This window comes from Acidovorax sp. Q11, assembly GCF_054950075.1.
In genome coordinates this window covers 104,748-121,319 of the sequence record NZ_JBUDZG010000006.1, presented here as the reverse complement: position 1 = coordinate 121,319, position 16,572 = coordinate 104,748, and the positions used below count along the sequence as shown (strand labels likewise).

The window sequence follows — 16,572 nt, the reverse complement described above, 5'->3', positions numbered from 1 at the left end:
GGGGCGGCCCTTGCTCGGCGCCCCTGGCTGGGGACGCGCCAGTTGCATGCCGAGCGGGTGAAGCGCCGCACAATGGCCATCTACGCATTTCTGCAGAAATCTACGCACCTATGCCCTACGCCGCTCAGCACCTTGCACAACCCCCTACCCGCGACGACGTGGACCCCGCCTGGCCGGTGCCACCGTGGTCGAGTTTGGCACCCCTTGGTGCGGCCACTGCCAGCGTGCGCAGCCCCTGATCGAGCAGGCCCTGCAGGACCAAACAGCCCTCTCGCACATCAAGGTGGAAGATGGCCCGGGCCAGAGACTGGGCCGCACGTTTGGCGTGAAGCTCTGGCCCACGCTGGTGTTCCTCAAGGACGGTAAGGAAGTGGCTCGGCTTGTGCGGCCACAGGCGCTGCAGGACATATCAGACGCCGTGCAATCCACTGTGGCGCAGCCCTGAAGCACCAATAAAAAGAAGCCCCGGCGGGGCTTCTTTTTATTCGCCGTGCACAGAAGCCTGTGCACCAGGCCCGGGGCTACTTGGCCACATAGTCGTGCGGGTGCAGTGGATGCTCAGGCTCCTCGGCCGCCACCGCCGTGCTGGCGCCCGGCACGGCCTTGCGCGCAAATAGGGTGTACATGGTGGGCACCACAAAAATCGTGAGCAGAGTGCCCAGCGACATGCCGCCCACAATCACCCAGCCAATCTGCATGCGCGTCTCGGCGCCTGCGCCCTTCGCCAGGGCCAGCGGGATCGCGCCCAGCACCATGGCGCCTGTGGTCATCAGAATGGGGCGCAGGCGCTGGGCCGAGGCCTTGACCAGCGCGTCCACCATCTCCATGCCCTCTTCGCGCAGCTGGTTGGTGAACTCCACGATCAGAATGCCGTGTTTGGTGATCAGCCCCACCAGGGTGATCAGGCCGATCTGCGAATACACGTTGAGCGAGCCGCCGCTCCACTTGAGCGCCAGCAGCGCGCCGATCATCGACAGTGGCACCGACACCATGATCACCAGCGGGTCGATGAAGCTTTCGAACTGCGCGGCCAGCACCAGGAAGATGAACACCAGCGCCAGCACAAACACCACGCCCAGAGCGCCCTGCGAGTTCTTGAACTCGCGCGAGGTGTCATTCAGGTCGGTGGTGTAGCCTGGCTTGAGCACCTTGGAGGCCGTCTCGTTCATGAAGGTGATGGCCTGGCCCAGCGAGTAGTCGGACGACAGGTTGGCCGTGATGGTGGCCGAGCGGCGCTGGCCGAAGTGGTTCAGCTCGCGCGGGCTCACGCTCTCGCGCACGTTGACCAGGCTGGACAGCGGGATCATCGCCTCGTTGCGGCCACGCACATAGATGGTGTCGATGTTCTCGGGGGTGGTACGGCCCCGCGCCTCAGTCTGCACGATCACGTCGTACTGCTCGGCGTCGCGCTTGTAGCGCGTCACGGTGCGGCCGCCCAGCATGGTCTCGATGGCCTTGGCCACCACTTCCACGCTCACGCCCAGGTCGGCGGCGCGCTCGCGGTTGACCTCAATGCGAAGTTCGGGCTTGTTCAGGCGCAGGTCCACGTCGGGGCCCACGATGCCGGGGTTTTGCGCAATCTCGGCCATGAAGGCGGCCACCACCTTGCTGAGGTTCTCGTAGCTGTCCGAGGTCTGGATCACGTAGGTGAGCGGCCGCGAGCGAAAGCCTTGGCCGAGGGATGGAGGCGTGATGAGGAAGGCGTTCACGCCCGGCAGGCCGGCCACCTTGGGCTGCAGTTCCTTGGCCAGGTCAAGCGTGGTGCGGTTGCGGCTTTCCCAGTCCACCGTGCGGTAGATCACGCTGCCCTGCGCCACCGTGGGGTTGCCGATGTTGGCAAACACGCGGTCGAACTCGGGGTAGGTGGTGCCGATCTTTTCCAGCTCCAGGGCGTAGCGGTTGGTGTAGTCCAGCGTGGCGCCGTCGGGTGCGGTGACGCTGGCCAAGATGGTGCCCCGGTCCTCCAGCGGCGACAGCTCCTGCCGCATGGTGGGGAACACCAGCGCCAGCGCCAGCCCGCTCAGGGCCATGACGCCCACCACAATCCAGCGGGCCTGGAAGATGGCACCACGCACGCCCCGCACGCCACCACCCGTCGCCGCCTTGCCGCCCCAGCGCGCCGTGACGATCCAGCGCAGCAGGCGGCCATAGGCGTCCGACAGCGCGGTGAGCCAGCGCTCCATCGAGCGGTCGAACCAGTTGGGCTTGGGGTTGTGCTTGAGCAGCAGCGAACACATCATGGGCGAGAGCGTGAGCGCCACAAAACCCGACACCACCACCGCCCCGGCCAGCGCCAGAGCAAACTCCACAAACAAACGCCCCGTGCGGCCCGGCGTGAAGGCCAGCGGTGCGTACACGGCCACCAGCGTGAGCGTCATCGCCACGATGGCAAAGCCGATCTCGCGTGCGCCCTTGATGGCGGCGGAGAACGGGTCAAGCCCTTCTTCGATGTGGCGGTAGATGTTCTCCAGCATCACGATGGCGTCGTCCACCACCAGGCCGATCGCCAGCACCAGCGCCAGCAGCGTCAGCGTGTTGATCGAGAACCCCGCCAGCGACATCAGCGCAAAGCTGCCCACCAGACTCACCGGGATGGTGACGATGGGAATGATGGACGCGCGGAAGGTGCGCAGGAACACAAAGATCACCAGGGCCACCAGCACCACAGCCTCGGCGATGGTGGTGTAGACGCTTTTGATGGAGCGGTCGATGAACAGGGAGTTGTCGTTGGCGACATCGATGCCGATGTCCGCAGGCAGGTCGGCCTTGAGCAGGGGCAGCATGGCGCGCACGCCTTGCGACAGCTCCAGCGGGTTGGCCGTGGCCTGGCGGATCACACCCACCGAGATGGCATCGCGGCCGTTCAGGCGCACGCGGCTGCGGTCGCTGGCCGCGCCCTCTTCCACCCGTGCCACGTCCTGGATACGCACAGGAAAACCGTTGACCGTGCGGATCACGATGCTGGAGAACTGCGCAGGCGTTTTGAGGTCGGTCTGGGAGGTGACGCTGAACTCACGCTGCTGGGATTCGATGCGGCCTGCCGGCAGCTCCAGGTTGTTGCGGCGGATGGCGTCTTCCACATCCTGCGTGGTCAGGCGGTAGCCGGCCAGACGCTCCGGGTCCAGCCACACGCGCATGGCGTACTTGCGCTCGCCATAGATGGGCACGTCGGCCACGCCAGTCACGGTTTGCAGGCGCGGCTTGACGATGCGGTTGATGAGGTCGTTGATCTCCAGCGGGCTGCGCGTGTCACTGCTGAAGGCCAGCCACATCACGGGCGAGGCATCGGCCTCGACCTTGGCGATCACCGGTTCGTCCACAGCCGTCGGCAAGCGATTGCGCACACGTGCCGTGCGGTCGCGCACCTCGGCGGCAGCGTTGTCGGCGTCCTTCTCCAGGCGAAAGCGCACGCTGATCTGGCTTTGTTCGGCGCGGCTGATGGAGGTGATCACATCCACCGCATCGATGCCGGCAATCGAGTCTTCGAGCGGCTTGGTGACCTGCGATTCGATCACCTCGGCGGAGGCTCCCGCATAGCGCACGCTGACGGTGACCACGGGTTCGTCGATCTTGGGGTATTCGCGCACCGACAGGCGCGTGAAGCTCACCGCACCAATCAGCAGCACCAGCAGCGACAGCACGGTGGCAAACACCGGCCGACGGATGGAGATTTCAGCGAGTTGCATGGCAGTCCAGGGGCGTCAGAAAAGAGCGGTGACCAGGCAGCAACCGGCCCTCAGGCGGGAGACCGCTTGCTGGCTGGGGTTGGCTGGCTGGGGTTGGCCGCCACCTGGCACGGATTGGGCCCCGGCAGCGGGGCCACGAGCGCACTGGCAGGGGCTGCAGCGGGCGCCGCAGGTACCGCAGGTACCGCAGGGGCTGCTGGCGCCATGGCCACAGCAGCCGCACCCGATGCGCCAGGCGCTGGCGCATCGGCCACGCCCGCCGCATTTCCCCCACGTGAGCCGGAGGCCGGGCGCGCAGCGGAGGGTGCAGCCCCAGAGCCCTGCTTGCCCAGTTCCACCACGCGCACCTCGGTGCCGTCCTTGCGGATGCGCTGCTGACCGGCGGTGACCACCAGGTCTCCGGCGTTCAACCCCTCCACCACCTCCACCAGGCCCGGGGCGCGGGCGCCCAGTTGCACGGGGGTGCGGCGGGTCACGCGGGTGCCGGGCTCCTTGCCCTCCACAATCTTCAGCACATAGGGGCTGTTGCCTTCGGGCACGATGGCTTCTTCAGGCACCACATGCGCATCGCTGCGCTCAGCAAACACGGCCGTCACGCGGGCAAACATGCCCGGGCGCAGCTGCAGCCGGCGGTTGTCGATGCAGCCGCGCACCGCAATGGCCCGGCCGTCGGCGTCGATCTGCGGGCTGATGGCCTGCACCACGGCGGCGTAGCGCACGCCGGGCAGCGCATCAAACGCCACCTGGGCGGTCTGGCCGGTGCGCGCCTTGCTCTGCAGGCGCTCGGGCAGGCGGAAGTCCACGTACACCGCGTCCAGGTCTTCGATGTTGACGATGTCGGCGCCGTCCTTGAGGTAATCGCCCACGTTCACACCCCGGATGCCCGCAATGCCATCGAAGGGGGCCACGATCTTGAGGCGCTGGGCAGTGGCCTGCGCCAGGGCCAGCTTGGCCTGCGCCACCTCCATGTTGGCCGCACTTTCATCTACCGACCGCTGGCTGATGAAGCCCTGGGCCACCAGTTCCTGGTTGCGCTTGTGGTTGGCCTGGGCGATGGACAGCTCGGCCTGGCTTTGCTGGATCTGCGCCCGGGGCAGCTGGTCGTCAAACTGCACCAGCACCTGCCCGCGCCGTACACGCTGGCCGTCGCGGAAGTTGAGCTGCGTGATGCGCCCGCCCACCTCGGGCCGCAGCATCACGCTCTGGCGCGACCGCAGGCTGCCCACGGCCTCGGCATCGTCGCGCAGGGCCATCTGCCGCACGGCCACGGCCTCTACCGCCACGGGGCGGCCCGCACCACCGGCGCCACCTGCGGCGCTGGCACCCCGCGCAGCACCACCCGCAGGCGCCCCCCCACCGCCTGCAGCCGCAGACGCATCAGTGCGTGCAGACTGGGCAGGTTTCTGGAGCCACCAGACGGCACCCGAGGCGGCGGCAATGCCGATGACAGCGAAAACGATGTATTTGTTCTTGGACGCCATGGGTCAGTGAAACCAGGTGGTGTGGGGAATGCAATCAAACAATGTATCAGTGCGTGTCTTGTGCTGCAGCAAACTTTGGCAAGACCCCAAGGTCAATTGCGGCGGTTTTACGCAGGCTTTACACGCCCAAAAACAAAAAAGCCCCCGAAGGGGCTGGTGGCTGCGCCTGTGCACTCATCCGAGGCACGGACCCCGCGCCGAGGTCATCCGCAGGTCATCCGCGCCCCAGGGCCTTGTCCACGCCCCGGTTGGCCAGCGCATCGGCGCGCTCGTTACCCGGATCACCGGAATGCCCCTTCACCCAGCGCCACTCGATGCGGTGGCCGCCGGTGCTCACCAATGCATCCAGCCGCTGCCACAGCTCGACGTTCTTGACCGGCTGTTTGGACGCGGTGCGCCAGCCCTTGGCCTTCCAGCCATGGATCCACTCGGTGATGCCCTTGCGCACATATTCGCTGTCCAGGAACAGCGTCACCGCGCAGGGGCGCTTGAGGGCCGACAGCGCCTCGATCACGGCCAGCAGCTCCATGCGGTTGTTGGTGGTGCCCAGCTCGCCGCCGAACAACTCCTTCTCGACCTGCCCGGCGCGCAGCAACACGCCCCATCCGCCGGGGCCCGGGTTGCCTTTGCAGGCGCCATCTGTGTATATCTCTACCTGGTTCAAACTGTGTTCCTGCTCTCGTAGTTCAGTCATGGCCGCCAGGGCCCGGTCAAGGGGCCCCGTGGCGGCCGGTGGGGATTGTCTATCTATGTTTGGTCGCGCCGGAGCGGGGACGCATGGGCGGCGGGCACCCGGCCGCCCGCCCGGTTGGCCACAGGCACCGTGGCGGCAGACCGCTGGCGCTGGTTGCGCCAGGCGGGCTCCAGGAGGCGCATGCCATGCACCCGCTTGACCGCCACCAGGAAATAGGCCGCGCCCAGGATGGGCCACCAGCGCTCCCCCAGGGGGTCCATCCAGCCAAAGCGCTCCAGCCACTGGGCACTGCGCACTGCGGGACGATAACAGCCAAAACGGGCCGATTCGACCTCGAAGCTCAAAAGCCTGAGCCAGTCCCGCAGGCGCCGGTAGCCAATGAATTCGCCCACATCGGGCAGATACAAGGTGCCGCGCCCCATGCGCTGGTACAGCCGCGCCCGCCGCTGGCGCAGGCCCCACAGACTCGTGGGGTTGAGCCCGCTGATGACCACGCGCCCCTCGGGCATCAGCACCCGCTCCACTTCGCGCAGCGTGGCATGGGGGTCGATACTCAGCTCCAGGGTGTGGGGCAACACGATGAGGTCCAGGCTCGCATCGGCAAACGGCAGGGCCACAGACTCGGCGAGCAGGTCCACGGTGTGCTGCCGCAAAGGGGCTGCGCCCTCGTCACCCGCTGGCGCAGAGGCGATAGGCTGAGGCACTCCCACTCCCTCCTGCCCCAGTGCCAGCCACTGGTAGGGCATGCGGTTGGCGCGCAGGCCGTCCAGCAGTGGCATACCCAGCTGCAGGCTGTGGTAACCAAAAATGTCCACCACGGCCTCGTCAAAGCGCGCCTGCTCCCACGCCAGCAGGTACCGGCCCGGCGGGGAATCGAACCAGTGGTGCAAACCTATAATTTGATCGCTCATGAACTTGCTGCCGCTACCCGCCTTTACCGACAACTACATCTGGATGCTGCACGACGGCCGCCAGGCGATCGTTGTGGACCCGGGCGACGCATCACCCGTGGTGCAGGCCCTGGACACACTGGGCCTAGGCTTGCAGGCCATTCTAGTCACGCACCACCATGCCGATCATGTCGGCGGTGTGGATAGCTTGCGCGAGGCCACCGGCGCACGGGTCTACGGCCCGGCGCGCGAGCGCATTCCCGAGCCCCTGGCCCGCCTGGCGCACGGCGATGTGGTGGAAGGGGCCGATGCGCTGGGCCTGCGCTTCACAGTGATCGATGTGCCCGGCCACACTGCGGGCCACATCGCCTACTACTGCGAGGCCATGGATGGTGCACCGCTGCTGTTCTGCGGCGACACCCTGTTCTCAGGCGGCTGTGGCCGGCTGTTCGAGGGAACGCCCGCGCAGATGCTGAACTCGCTGGACCAGCTGGCCGCCTTGCCTGGCAACACCCGCGTGTGCTGCACCCACGAGTACACCCTCTCCAACCTGAAATTTGCGCGGGCCGTGGAACCTGGCAACGCCGCCCTGCTCCACTACAGCAGCCAATGCGAGGCCCTGCGGGCGCAGCTCCAACCCACGCTGCCGTCCCGCATGGACCTGGAGCGAGACATCAACCCTTTCCTGCGCGTCAGGCAACCCACGGTGGCCCAGGCCGCCCGGGACCACGATGCGCAGGTGCCTGAAAACGACGCTGTGGCGGTGCTGGCCGCACTGCGTCAATGGAAGAACGAATTCCGATGAAAATTCTGCACATCGCCTGCCTGGCGGGCCTGCTCTGGCTCACGGGCTGCGCCACCACCGGGGGCCCCTCGCCCGACCAGGCGGGCAACGACACCAAAGCCATCCCCAGCACTGCACGCTCTTCCTCCCATACCCCCCAGATCCCCAACGGGCCGCTCAAGCCCATCACGGCCGCCCAAGCCAGCAGCGGCGAGGTGGCTTCGCTGTCGGCCCCGGCCGACTTGTGGGACCGCATCCGGCGCGGCTTTGCCATGCCTGACCTGCAGCACGAACTGGTGCAGGACCGCGAGCAGTGGTACGCCACCCGGCCCGACTACATGCAGCGCATGACCGAGCGCTCCAGCAAGTACCTGTTCCACATTGTCGAAGAGCTGGAGCGCCGGGGCATGCCCACCGAGCTGGCGCTGCTGCCCTATATCGAAAGCGCGTTCAACCCCCAGGCCGTGTCCAGCGCCAAGGCGGCGGGCATGTGGCAGTTCATGCCCGCCACAGGCAACTATTTCGACCTCAAGCAGAACGCTTTTCGCGACGACCGCCGCGATGTGCTCGCGTCCACGCGCGCCGCACTCGATTATTTGCAAAAACTCCACGGCATGTTTGGCGACTGGCACCTGGCCCTGGCCGCCTACAACTGGGGCGAGGGCAGCGTGGGGCGGGCCATCGCCCGCAACCAGAAGCAAGGCCTGGGTACCAGCTACACCGACCTCAACATGCCGGCCGAGACCCGCATGTATGTGCCCAAGCTGCAGGCCGTGAAGAACATCGTGGCCAACCCCGATGCCTTCCGCACCGAGCTGCCACTCATCGAGAACCACCCGTACTTCCAGACGGTGGACATCACGCACGACATCGACGTGGCCCTGGTGGCCCAGCTCGCAGGCATCCGCGAGGAAGACTTCCGCGCGCTGAACCCCTCCTACAAGCGCCCCGTGATCCTGGCGGCGGGCACGCCCCAGATCCTGCTGCCCTGGGACAACGCCAAGGTCTTCCAGCGCAACCTCGAAGCCCGCCGCGAGGGGCAGTACGCCAGCTGGACCGTGTGGTCGGTGCCCACCACCATGAGCGTGGCCGAGGCCGCACAGCGCGCCGGCATGAGCGAGGCCGACCTGCGCACCATGAACAACATCCCGCCGCGCATGCTGATCAAGGCGGGCTCGGCACTGATGGTGCCGCGCGCCAACACCACAAGGCAGGATGTGTCTTCCCACCTTGCGGACAACGGACAGGTGGCCCTGACCCCCGAAATCGTCACCCGCCGCACCACGGTGCGCGCTGGCAAGGGCGAAACCGTGGCCAGCATTGCGCGGCGCTACAAGCTCACTGCCGCCAATGTGGCCGACTGGAACGACGTGCGCGCCAACGCCGCCTTCAAGGTGGGGCAGCAGGTGGTGGTGTACCTGCCTGTGCGGCAGGCCCAAGCCAATGCCCGGGCAGGCAGCAGCAACAAGCGCTCAGCCGCCCCTCCGGCCCGCAAGGGTGGCACGCCCTCCAAGGTCAAGCGTCGCTGATGCCCCAGGCGACCCCGGACGGCACGGGCCGCCGCCCTTGGCGGAAGAAGATCAGAACCGGAGCGTGTGCATCCCCAGCAACCCCAGGATGCCCATGATGATGAGGTACAGCGCCACGATGGTGCTGAGCAGGCGCGGCATCACCAGGATGAGGATGCCTGCAATCAGGGAAACAAGCGGGCCGATGCTGAGGCTCAGCGACATGGGACAGTCCTTGGAAAAATCAATGAAGGGGTGAGGGGCCAAACCGCCAGGCGAACTGGCAGCAACTACCTTGGGTTGTGCCTGTGATTGCACCTTGGCAACCGCCCCCGCACTGTAGTCCAAACCTGCCCCAGTTTCGGGCGACTCCCCCCGGTAAAAGCGCCATTTCGCAGACCGCAGCATGGCGGCCAGAAGCGCGGGGTTCTAAGAACCTGTTCAAGATCTTTTCGGGGTCGCACAAGTCCCTTGCCGGGATGGGGTGCTAGGCGCGGTGCGCAGCCAATAGCTCGGCTATTGGCAAGCGCCGCAACGCCGCAGACCGCCCGGCAAGGCACTTGCCCGAAGGGTTGGAGTGAAATCGGGCGATTGGAAGCCCCGGCTGCTTGCATGGGCATGAACCCATGCGGCGCATCCGGCGCGTCCACTCCTCCCGATTGCACTCCAATGCGATCCCCGAAAAGATCTTGAACAGGTTCTAAGGTCAAACGCTGTACTTCTGGCGCGCCTTGCGCACCAGGTCGTTGGTGTAGGTGCGCGCCAGTTCCACCTTGGTTTCGGCCAGCTCGGGTTGCACACGCGTCAACACGCGCAGTGCGGTAGCAGGGCCGTCGTCCGGCATGAGGCCGTTGGGCGAGAAAGTCTCCCGCACGCGGCCAAAAGCGGCCAGGTACAGGCCACGGTCGCCCATCAGATACGCGGCTGGCACCGCCTTGACCAGGTCGGCTGGCGCGGCGGTCTGCAGCCACTTGAGCGCATGCACGATGCCGTTGACCAGCGCCTGGGCCTGGGCAGGCTGCTTTTGCACAAAGGCCAGGGGCGCATACAGGCTGCCCGCTGGCAGGGTGCCACTTCCGACCAGCTCCTGCGCGGCCTTGAGCGAACGCAGGTCGCCCACGATCCGCGTGTCGGCCTTTTGCTCCAGCAGCGTCATGATCGGATCGGCATGGCACAGCGCATGCACCTGGCCCGAGCGCAGTGCATTCATCGCATTGGTGCCCGAGCCCACGCCCACAAACGCCACATCCCGGGGCGACAAGCCCGCACGCACCAGCATCAGGCTGGCCGCCAGATGGGTGGACGAGCCAACGGACGACACACCGATGCGACGCCCCGCCAGATCCCCCAAATCCTTGTAGGCGGGCACAGAGCGCAGCGACACCCCGAGGGCCAGCTGAGGTGCACGCCCCTGCAGCACCAGCGAGCGGTAGGCCTGGCCCCGCACCTGCGCCCGCAGCACATGCTCAAAGGCCCCTGAGCAGACGTCGGCCACCCCATCCTGCACGGCCTGCTGCGCCTGCGCGCCCGCCGCAAAATCGCGCACCACCACCTCCAGGCCTTCGGCACGGAAGTAGCCCAGTGCATCCGCCAGCGCCAGCGGCAGGTGGTAGAGCACCCCTTGCCCGCCCACGGCCACGGTGACGCGCCCCAGCGCGGCGCCATCGGCCTGTGCCCGCACCAGCGCAGGCGCACACACCGCAGCCGCCGACAGGGCGGACACGGTGCCAAAAGCACGGCGGGTGATCAGAGACTGGGACATGGAGTCAGGCGAAAAGACAATGCTGCATTGCAACAATCGTGCCCCAGAGGGGGACAGACCGCATCAGGGAGATTCCCTGCGGGTTTCTACGTAAGCAAAAAATGATGTAAAGGGGCCATTGCAAGCGATGCACCCCTTGAGTGCATCGGCCCGCCCGGACCCACGCCGGGGTCAGCGGTAACCGATGAAAAGGATCGCCACGTTGACCAGGAAGCCCGCCGCCCACACGGCACTGCGGGCCGTGGGCATGTCCGCAACGTACATCATCACGTAGAAGATGCGCAGCAACACAAACAGCAGCGCCAGCATGTCGAGCAGCGTCTGCCCGGCGCCCAGCAGGTGGGCAATGATCACTGCACCGATAAAAAACGGCAGGGCCTCAAAACTGTTGGCCTGGGCCGCGTTGGCCCGTGCCCGCCAGTCGGTCTGCCGGGCCATCCAGGCGCGCGGGTCGTGGTTGTCAAAACCGCCGTCTTTGCGCGACCTGCCCAGGCTGCCACTTTTGGCCAGCCAGGCGCAGCCCATGGGCAGCAGTGCGGCAATCAGCACGCACCAATAAGCTGCGGTAAACCGGGCAACATGCATGGTGGTATTCATATTTTTAGACTCTTTTTGGCCGCTACCGCCTGCTGGATAAGCGCGAGCAGCTATTAAATTGTGAGTATTCTAGTGGGCGCCGGGGTGCGGCGCTGTCACCGGCGGTCCACCAGTGCATGCGCAATGGTGCCCAGGTCCACATATTCCAGCTCGCTGCCCACGGGCACCCCGCGTGCAAGCCGCGTGACATGCAACCCACGGCTCTTCAGCGCTTCGCTGATCACATGGGCCGTGGCCTCGCCCTCGGCATTGAAGTTGGTGGCCAGGATCACCTCCTGAACGGTGCCATCCGTGGCGCGCTCCATGAGCTTGTGCAGGCCGATCTCCTTGGGACCGACACCATCGAGCGGGCTGAGCCGCCCCATCAACACGAAGTACAACCCCTTGAAGGCCCCGGTGCGCTCCATGGCGGACTGGTCCGCGGGCGTTTCGACCACACACAGCCGCGTGGCATCGCGCTCCGGGTCCAGGCAGGTGCTGCACACCTCGGCCTCGGTGAACGTGTGGCAGCGCGCACAGTGGTGCACCGTGCCCACCGCCTCCGAAAGCGCCCGCGACAGGGCCAGCGCCCCTTCGCGATCATGCTGCAGCAGATGGAACGCCATGCGCTGCGCAGACTTCACCCCCACCCCCGGCAACCGGCGCAGCGCCTGGATCAGAACGTCGAGGGAGTTGGTGGTGGACATGGACAGACTAGAGGCGATGCGCGTGACGTTGTAGGGAGCGGCGGAGCCAGGCTTCGACAAGCTCAGCCCAAACGGATGTAGGGAAGAACAACAGGTGCTCGCCCTCTGCCTTCACACCCCACCCTCAAGGGCGTAGCGAGCGGGATGAGCTGCGAGGCGGACGGAGCACAGGAACCGGAACGTACTTCCTGTACGTGAGGATTCCGAGCACCGCCCAACGACGCAGATCGCCCGCTCGGTAGCCAACCCTCAGAAAGGGAATTTCATGCCGCCGGGGAGGCCTGGCATGCCTTGAGTGAGCTTGCCCATCTTCTCCGAAGATGTCTCCTCGGCCTTGCGCACTGCCGCATTGAACGCAGCCGCCACCAGGTCTTCCAGCATGTCCTTGTCTTCCGCCAGCAGGCTGGGGTCGATGGTGATGCGCTTGACGTCGTGCTTGCAGGTCATCACCACCTTCACCAGGCCCGCGCCCGATTCGCCTTCCACCTCGATGAAGGCCAGTTCGTCCTGGGCCTTCTTGAGGTTGTCCTGCATGGCCTGGGCTTGCTTCATGAGGCCGGCGAGTTGTCCTTTGTTGAACATGGTGTGGTTTCCTTTGCTTTCTTTCTGGTTGATCGATTCCCACATGGGGACAGAGATTCGGTATCCGAGATGCACGGTATTGTGCTGTGCAATGTCAGTGGCCGTCGAAACTGGCACACGCCAATCCAGTGCACTCGTGGAGCTGGCTTTGCCAGGCCACCGAGTGCGTCCCCCTCCCGCGAAGCGAGAGAGGGGGAAGGCGCCGAAGGCGACTCAGGGGGAGCTTCATCTCACGCAGGCTTGATGCTGCCCGGCACGATTCTCGCGCCGTAGTCACGCATCAGCGATTGCACGAAGGGGTCGTTGTGCACGATTTCCTCGGCGCGGCGCTGGCGCTCTGCAGCGGCAGCGGCGTTGCGGCGGGCGGGGCTGTCGATGACCACGCCCACCTCCACGCTGATCTGGGTGGCATGGCCTGCCGCCTCCAGCGCGGTGCGCAGGCGCTCGCGCGCGGTGGGCTGGTTGAGCGATTCGCGCTCCACGCGCAGCAGCCAATGGCCGCCATCGCGCGCCACCAGTTGCGACTGCAGGGCCAGCTCCCGCACCAGGGCGTTGATGGCCTCGGCCGCGACCATCTTCTGCACCGTGGCATGCCAGACATCGCCCTCTTCAGTGGGCGTGTAGCGGGCCGACGCGGGCACAGGGGCCGAATGGGGGGCGGGCTGCAAACGCGCACCGGGCTCGGGGGCCACGCGCACGGGAATCGCTACGAATTCAGGAGCAACTTGCGCTTGCTGAGCGGGCGCAGAGGCCTGATTTTCTTCAAAACTCCGCGCTTGGCGCACGGGCAGCGCCGTGACGGCGGCGGGCGCTGCAGGTGCAGCAACTGCACCGGCTGCAGGACCTGTATCGTCTTCCGACCCGGGCCAGGGCGGGGGCTCAGAAGAAGAGGTGTCGTCAGCCGCTGCAGCCCCAGTAGCGGCATCTGCCGTGCCGACCCCCGCCTCCACAACTGCGGCCGTGCCGACGCTCGATGACGACGCTCCTGGGGGCGGCATGGGCACCGCCGTTACGGGCTGCGCTACCGGGGCGGAGGTGGCCAGAGGTGCCGCCGGGGGAATAGCAGCCGATGCCAGGGGGGCCGGAGCAGCGGCCGCAGAAGCCCCTGCAGACGCAGTTTCAGGCCGCGTCAGAGTTTTTTTTTCAGCCGATTCGCCAGCGCCCCCCTGCGGCTTGAAGGCCAGCAGGCGCAGCAACACCATGGTCAGCGCTGCATATTCGTCGGGCGCCAGCCCGAGCTCGCCGCGACCGTGCAGGCAGAGGCTGTAGAGCAGCTGGGTTTCATCGGCGGGCATCAGCGCCGCCAGGCGGGCTGTTTCGGCAGCCTCGGGGTCGTCGGCATCCACAGCACCGGCCATCTGCGGCACGGCCTGGAACACCGCCATGCGCTGCAGTACGGCACTCATCTCTTCGAGCGTGGAGGCGGCAGACAGCCCGTTCATGCGCAGCGTGTCCGAGGTTTCCACCACCGTCTTGCCGTCGCCCTGGGCGAGAGCTTCAATGAGCCGGAACACATAGGAACGGTCCACCGCGCCCAGCATCTGGCGCACACCGGCCTCTTGCAGCTGGCCGCTGCCGAAGGCGATGGCCTGGTCAGTGAGCGAGAGCGCATCGCGCATGGAGCCGCGCGCAGCGCGCGAGAGCAGACGCAAGGCCTGGGGCTCGGCAGGCACGTTCTCGGTCGCCAGCACCTGCGTGAGGTGCGAGAGCACGGTTTCAGGCGCCATGGGGCGCAGGTTGAACTGCAGGCAGCGGCTCAGCACCGTGACCGGCACCTTCTGCGGGTCCGTCGTGGCAAGCACAAACTTGAGGTATTCGGGCGGCTCTTCCAGCGTCTTGAGCATGGCGTTGAACGCCGTGTTCGTGAGCATGTGGACTTCGTCGATCATGAAGACCTTGAAGCGCCCCTGCACCGGCTTGTAGACGGCCTGCTCCAGCAGGCTTTGCACCTCGTCCACCCCCCGGTTGGACGCCGCGTCCAGCTCGGTGTAGTCCACAAAGCGGCCGCTGTCGATGTCGGTGCAGGCCTGGCACACGCCACAGGGCGTGGCGGTGATCCCGCCCTGCCCGTCAGGCCCCTGGCAGTTGAGCGACTTGGCCAGGATGCGCGACACCGTGGTCTTGCCCACGCCGCGCGTGCCCGTGAACAGGTAGGCGTGGTGCAGGCGCTGCTGGGTCAGCGCATTCGACAGGGCCTGGACCACATGCTCCTGCCCCACCATCTCGGTGAAATTGCGGGGGCGGTACTTGCGGGCGAGCACGAGGTAGGACATGCGGGCGATTCTACGGGCTGGGCCGTGCGCCCCCGGCGCCGCCAGGGCAAACAAAACAGCCACTGAAAAATCAGGGCCTTCATCCGACGTACAATTGGCGGTGACGGGCCTCCTCGCATGGTGAAGCGGCCAACCGGGTCAGGTGGGGAACCAAGCAGCCCTAACTGTGGAGTCAGTGCCGGGGGTAAGGCTCGTCAACTTCTTCTTTCTTTTTGCGCGGTCGCGCAAAAACTTCCCTCTCTCCAGTGTTTCCATCGCGTGCCGTGCACTTCAGCGGCCGCTCAAGCCCCGGCGGACTGCCCCAGCCAGCGCAGCGCCCCCTCTCCCGCCACACGGCCGCTGGCCATGCTGGCGGTGAGCAGATAGCCCCCGGTGGGCGCCTCCCAGTCCAGCATTTCGCCCGCGCAGAACACGCCCGGCAAGGCCGTGGCCATGAGGTGCGGATCCAGCGCTTCAAACGTCACACCACCCGCCGTGCTGATGGCTTCATCAACAGGCCGGGTCGCCACCAAGGTAATGGGCAGCGCCTTGATCGCGTGGGCCAGGGCCACGGGGTCGTTCATGCCGTCCTTGCCCAGGTGTTCATACAGGATGCCCGCCTTGATGCCATCCAGGCCCAGGCGACTCTTGAGGTGGCTGGAGAGCGACCGGGAACCGCGCGGGTGGCGCACCTCCACCAGCACACGTTCGGCGCTGTGGTCGGGCAGCAGGTCGAGGTGGAATGTGGCGTGGCCATGGGCTTCCACCTCGTCGCGCAGCAGGTGCGATGCGGCATAGACCAGGCTCCCCTCCACCCCCGTGGCCGTGACCACAAATTCGCCACGGCGGCTGAAGCTGCGGCCCTGGCTGTCGGTGAAGCTGAGCACCACGGTCTTGAAGGGCTGGCCCACAAACTTCTCGGAAAAATGCGGCGTCCAACCCACCGTGGGTGCGGGCGTGCGGCCCAGAAGCTCTTGCAAAAAGGCGCGGCGCGTTTCGCCTGCCGGGGCATCGGCGCGCAGCACATCAAAACCGCAGTTGGACGGGCGCAGCGGCGCCACAGCCACGCCGCGCTGCGCCAGCAGCGGCACCCAGGCGCCGTCGGACCCCAGGCGTGCCCAGCTGCCGCCGCCCAGCGCGAGCACTACGGCCTTGGCGGCCACCCGCACCTCGCCTGCCGGTGCGGCAAAGCGCAGCGCGCCCTCCTCGGCCCAGCCCAGCCAGCGGTGGCGCATGTGGAACAGAACCCCCTGCCCGCGCAGGCGCTGCAGCCAGGCGCGCAGCAACGGCGCGGCCTTCATGTCGGTGGGGAACACGCGGCCCGAGGTGCCCACAAAGGTCTCCACCCCCAGCCCCTCGGCCCAGGCGCGCAGTGCGGGCCCGCCAAAGACCCGGACCAGCGGATCGACCTGCTGCTCACGTCCGGCGTAGCGGCTCACGAAAGGCTCGTGCGGCTCGGAATGCGTGAGGTTGAGTCCACCCTTGCCCGCCAGCAAAAACTTGCGGCCCACCGAGGGCATGGCGTCAAACACATGCACGGCCACACCCGCCTGGGCCAGCACCTCGGCGGCCATCAGGCCCGCCGGGCCACCGCCGATGATGGCCACGTCGCACTGCAAGGTCTCCGCAGACAGGGTGGGAGTATCGGAA

At 66.6% G+C, this 16,572-nt stretch carries 13 protein-coding genes, 1 other RNA gene and 1 pseudogene; 4 read left to right on the top strand and 11 right to left on the bottom strand.

What is annotated here, in order from left to right; genetic code table 11:
* Positions 1-110: 110 nt before the first annotated feature.
* A pseudogene (locus tag ACYZGB_RS07550) lies at positions 111-445 on the top strand (thioredoxin family protein).
* 76 nt (positions 446-521) lie between these two features.
* Here the strand turns inward: ACYZGB_RS07550 and ACYZGB_RS07545 are convergent.
* From ACYZGB_RS07545 to ACYZGB_RS07530, 4 genes are all read right to left on the bottom strand, one after another.
* On the bottom strand, positions 522-3,686 hold the full coding sequence (locus ACYZGB_RS07545) for an efflux RND transporter permease subunit (RefSeq protein ID WP_462387630.1): 3,165 nt from the start codon (positions 3,684-3,686) through the stop codon (positions 522-524).
* Between the two features lie 50 nt (positions 3,687-3,736).
* The gene (locus tag ACYZGB_RS07540; RefSeq protein WP_462387629.1) at positions 3,737-5,167 is read right to left on the bottom strand and encodes an efflux RND transporter periplasmic adaptor subunit; all 1,431 of its coding nucleotides are present in this window, start codon (positions 5,165-5,167) and stop codon (positions 3,737-3,739) included.
* A gap of 214 nt (positions 5,168-5,381) precedes the next feature.
* Complete coding sequence (rnhA, locus tag ACYZGB_RS07535; protein ID WP_063459555.1) at positions 5,382-5,831, bottom strand: ribonuclease HI; 450 nt, start codon at positions 5,829-5,831, stop codon at positions 5,382-5,384.
* A gap of 83 nt (positions 5,832-5,914) precedes the next feature.
* Positions 5,915-6,772 carry a class I SAM-dependent methyltransferase gene (locus ACYZGB_RS07530; RefSeq protein ID WP_462387628.1) on the bottom strand — a complete coding sequence of 286 codons (858 nt, stop codon included), beginning with the start codon at positions 6,770-6,772 and terminating at the stop codon, positions 5,915-5,917.
* Here ACYZGB_RS07530 and gloB point away from each other — a divergent pair.
* Positions 6,771-7,556 (top strand): hydroxyacylglutathione hydrolase, encoded by a 786-nt coding sequence (gloB, locus tag ACYZGB_RS07525; RefSeq protein ID WP_462387627.1) that lies wholly within the window; start codon positions 6,771-6,773, stop codon positions 7,554-7,556. The two genes, ACYZGB_RS07530 and gloB, sit on opposite strands and share 2 nt — an antisense overlap.
* The gene (locus ACYZGB_RS07520; RefSeq protein ID WP_462387626.1) at positions 7,553-9,064 is read left to right on the top strand and encodes a transglycosylase SLT domain-containing protein; all 1,512 of its coding nucleotides are present in this window, start codon (positions 7,553-7,555) and stop codon (positions 9,062-9,064) included. The genes gloB and ACYZGB_RS07520 overlap by 4 nt, the downstream gene beginning before the upstream one ends.
* Positions 9,065-9,115: 51 nt before the next feature.
* Here ACYZGB_RS07520 and ACYZGB_RS07515 read toward each other — a convergent pair whose 3' ends face one another.
* The 6 genes from ACYZGB_RS07515 to dnaX form a co-directional block, all read right to left on the bottom strand.
* A complete protein-coding gene (locus ACYZGB_RS07515; RefSeq protein ID WP_015013605.1) occupies positions 9,116-9,268 on the bottom strand; it encodes a DUF3096 domain-containing protein in 153 nt (50 codons plus the stop codon).
* Positions 9,269-9,749: 481 nt separating this feature from the next.
* On the bottom strand, positions 9,750-10,805 hold the full coding sequence (locus tag ACYZGB_RS07510; RefSeq protein WP_462387624.1) for an ABC transporter substrate-binding protein: 1,056 nt from the start codon (positions 10,803-10,805) through the stop codon (positions 9,750-9,752).
* A gap of 171 nt (positions 10,806-10,976) precedes the next feature.
* Positions 10,977-11,402 (bottom strand): MAPEG family protein, encoded by a 426-nt coding sequence (locus tag ACYZGB_RS07505; RefSeq protein WP_462387623.1) that lies wholly within the window; start codon positions 11,400-11,402, stop codon positions 10,977-10,979.
* A gap of 95 nt (positions 11,403-11,497) precedes the next feature.
* On the bottom strand, positions 11,498-12,088 hold the full coding sequence (recR, locus tag ACYZGB_RS07500; protein WP_462387622.1) for a recombination mediator RecR: 591 nt from the start codon (positions 12,086-12,088) through the stop codon (positions 11,498-11,500).
* Positions 12,089-12,337: 249 nt separating this feature from the next.
* Positions 12,338-12,670 carry a YbaB/EbfC family nucleoid-associated protein gene (locus ACYZGB_RS07495; protein ID WP_055398201.1) on the bottom strand — a complete coding sequence of 111 codons (333 nt, stop codon included), beginning with the start codon at positions 12,668-12,670 and terminating at the stop codon, positions 12,338-12,340.
* A 230-nt stretch (positions 12,671-12,900) separates the two neighbouring features.
* Positions 12,901-14,943 (bottom strand): DNA polymerase III subunit gamma/tau, encoded by a 2,043-nt coding sequence (gene dnaX, locus ACYZGB_RS07490; RefSeq protein WP_462387621.1) that lies wholly within the window; start codon positions 14,941-14,943, stop codon positions 12,901-12,903.
* 102 nt (positions 14,944-15,045) lie between these two features.
* Here dnaX and ffs point away from each other — a divergent pair.
* An RNA gene (gene ffs, locus ACYZGB_RS07485) (signal recognition particle sRNA small type) lies at positions 15,046-15,142 on the top strand.
* A gap of 82 nt (positions 15,143-15,224) precedes the next feature.
* Here ffs and ACYZGB_RS07480 read toward each other — a convergent pair.
* The gene (locus ACYZGB_RS07480) at positions 15,225-16,556 is read right to left on the bottom strand and encodes a TIGR03862 family flavoprotein (protein WP_462387709.1); all 1,332 of its coding nucleotides are present in this window, start codon (positions 16,554-16,556) and stop codon (positions 15,225-15,227) included.
* Between the last annotated feature and the right edge of the window lie 16 nt (positions 16,557-16,572).